The 3,051-nt window shown below is 51.4% G+C and carries 1 rRNA gene; it reads left to right on the forward strand.

Annotated elements, in window-relative coordinates:
• The first annotated feature begins 108 nt into the window (after positions 1 to 108).
• Positions 109 to 2,994, forward strand: a 23S ribosomal RNA gene (locus tag EYW45_RS00135).
• Positions 2,995 to 3,051 lie beyond the last annotated feature (57 nt).

Consider the following 3,051-nt stretch of genomic DNA (forward strand, 5'->3'; position numbering starts at 1 on the left):
ACAAATAGGGTTGTGATTGCATTAAGTTGTTTTCGATGTACTTAACCTCTACATCGATGAACGACACAAACACGAGAGTTCTAACCTATATAGCCAACAGCGTTATAGGATCAAGCGACTAAGTGCACATGGTGGATGCCTTGGCGATTACAGGCGATGAAGGACGTTGTAGCCTGCGATAAGCTACGGGGAGCTGGCAAACAAGCTTTGATCCGTAGATTTCCGAATGGGGCAACCCAACTCCGCAAGGGGTTATCTCTGACTGAATACATAGGTCATTGAAGCGAACCGGGTGAACTGAAACATCTCAGTAACTCGAGGAAAAGAAATCAACCGAGATTCCGAAAGTAGTGGCGAGCGAAATCGGATCAGCCTTCATATTTTAGCGTTTCATATAGTTGAACGGATTGGAAACTCCGGCCATAGCAGGTGATAGCCCTGTAGACGAAATGTGATTCGTGGAACTAGGTATGAGAGAAGTAGGGCGGGACACGTGAAATCCTGTCTGAATATGGGGGGACCATCCTCCAAGGCTAAATACTCGTAATCGACCGATAGTGAACCAGTACCGTGAGGGAAAGGCGAAAAGAACCCCGGAAGGGGAGTGAAATAGATCCTGAAACCGTGTGCATACAAACAGTAGGAGCCTCCTTGTGGGGTGACTGCGTACCTTTTGTATAATGGGTCAGCGACTTACATTCAGTGGCAAGCTTAACCGAATAGGGAAGGCGTAGCGAAAGCGAGTCCGAATAGGGCGATTCAGTCGCTGGGTGTAGACCCGAAACCAGACGATCTACCCATGGCCAGGTTGAAGGCACGGTAACACGTGCTGGAGGACCGAACCCACTAATGTTGAAAAATTAGGGGATGAGCTGTGGATAGGGGTGAAAGGCTAAACAAGTCTGGAAATAGCTGGTTCTCTCCGAAAACTATTTAGGTAGTGCCTCAAGTATTACTCCAGGGGGTAGAGCACTGTTATAGCTAGGGGGTCATGGCGACTTACCAAACTATGGCAAACTCCGAATACCTGGAAGTACAGCTTGGGAGACAGAGCACCGGGTGCTAACGTCCGGACTCAAGAGGGAAACAACCCAGACCGCCAGCTAAGGTCCCAAACTATCGCTAAGTGGGAAACGAAGTGGGAAGGCATAGACAGTCAGGAGGTTGGCTTAGAAGCAGCCATCCTTTAAAGAAAGCGTAATAGCTCACTGATCGAGTCGTCCTGCGCGGAAGATGTAACGGGGCTAAGCGATAGACCGAAGCTGCGGGTGTGTACATTTATGTATACGCGGTAGGAGAGCGTTCTGTAAGCCTGCGAAGGTGGCTTGTAAAGGCTGCTGGAGGTATCAGAAGTGCGAATGCTGACATGAGTAGCGATAAAGGGGGTGAAAAGCCCCCTCGCCGTAAGTCCAAGGTTTCCTGCGCAACGTTCATCGGCGCAGGGTGAGTCGGCCCCTAAGGCGAGGCAGAGATGCGTAGCTGATGGGAAACTGGTTAATATTCCAGTACCGTCGTACAGTGCGATGGGGGGACGGATCGCGGAAGATCATCAGGGTGTTGGATGTCCCTGTTGCTGCATTAGAGATGGCGCTTAGGCAAATCCGGGCGCGTAAATCAAGGGTGTGGCGCGAGCGAACTTGTTTCGCGAAGTGATTGGAAGTGGTTCCAAGAAAAGCCTCTAAGCTTCAGCTGTACGAGACCGTACCGCAAACCGACACAGGTGGACGGGATGAATATTCCAAGGCGCTTGAGAGAACTCAGGAGAAGGAACTCGGCAAATTGATACCGTAACTTCGGGAGAAGGTATACCCCGGTAGTGTGAGGCGCCTGCGCGCTGAGCATGATGGGGTCGCAGAGAATCGGTGGCTGCGACTGTTTATTAAAAACACAGCACTCTGCTAAGACGAAAGTCGACGTATAGGGTGTGACGCCTGCCCGGTGCCGGAAGGTTAAGTGATGGGGTGCAAGCTCTTGATCGAAGCCCCGGTAAACGGCGGCCGTAACTATAACGGTCCTAAGGTAGCGAAATTCCTTGTCGGGTAAGTTCCGACCTGCACGAATGGCGTAACGATGGCCACACTGTCTCCTCCTGAGACTCAGCGAAGTTGAAGTGTTTGTGATGATGCAATCTACCCGCGGCTAGACGGAAAGACCCCATGAACCTTTACTGTAGCTTTGCATTGGATTGTGAACCGGCCTGTGTAGGATAGGTGGGAGGCGTTGAAGCGTGGTCGCTAGATCATGTGGAGCCAACCTTGAAATACCACCCTGGTTTGTTTGCGGTTCTAACCTTGGTCCGTTACCCGGATCGGGGACAGTGCATGGTGGGCAGTTTGACTGGGGCGGTCTCCTCCCAAAGTGTAACGGAGGAGTTCGAAGGTACGCTAGGTACGGTCGGAAATCGTGCTGATAGTGCAATGGCATAAGCGTGCTTGACTGTGAGACTGACACGTCGAACAGGTGCGAAAGCAGGACATAGTGATCCGGTGGTTCTGAATGGAAGGGCCATCGCTCAACGGATAAAAGGTACTCTGGGGATAACAGGCTGATACCGCCCAAGAGTTCATATCGACGGCGGTGTTTGGCACCTCGATGTCGGCTCATCTCATCCTGGGGCTGTAGCCGGTCCCAAGGGTATGGCTGTTCGCCATTTAAAGAGGTACGTGAGCTGGGTTTAAAACGTCGTGAGACAGTTTGGTCCCTATCTGCCGTGGGCGTTGGATACTTGACGGAGCCTGCTCCTAGTACGAGAGGACCGGAGTGGACGTACCTCTGGTGTACCGGTTGTCATGCCAATGGCATTGCCGGGTAGCTATGTACGGAAGAGATAACCGCTGAAGGCATCTAAGCGGGAAACTCGTCTGAAGATTAGGTATCCCTGGGAACTTGATTCCCCTGAAGGGTCGTTCGAGACCAGGACGTTGATAGGTCAGGTGTGGAAGTGCAGTAATGCATTAAGCTAACTGATACTAATTGCCCGTGCGGCTTGATCCTATAACCCTGATTGGTTAAACCGGTCAGAACTTATAGTGTTCAGTGTCGTTCAAATAA

It is taken from the genome of Schauerella aestuarii (assembly GCF_009866805.1).
Taxonomy (GTDB): domain Bacteria; phylum Pseudomonadota; class Gammaproteobacteria; order Burkholderiales; family Burkholderiaceae_B; genus Schauerella; species Schauerella aestuarii.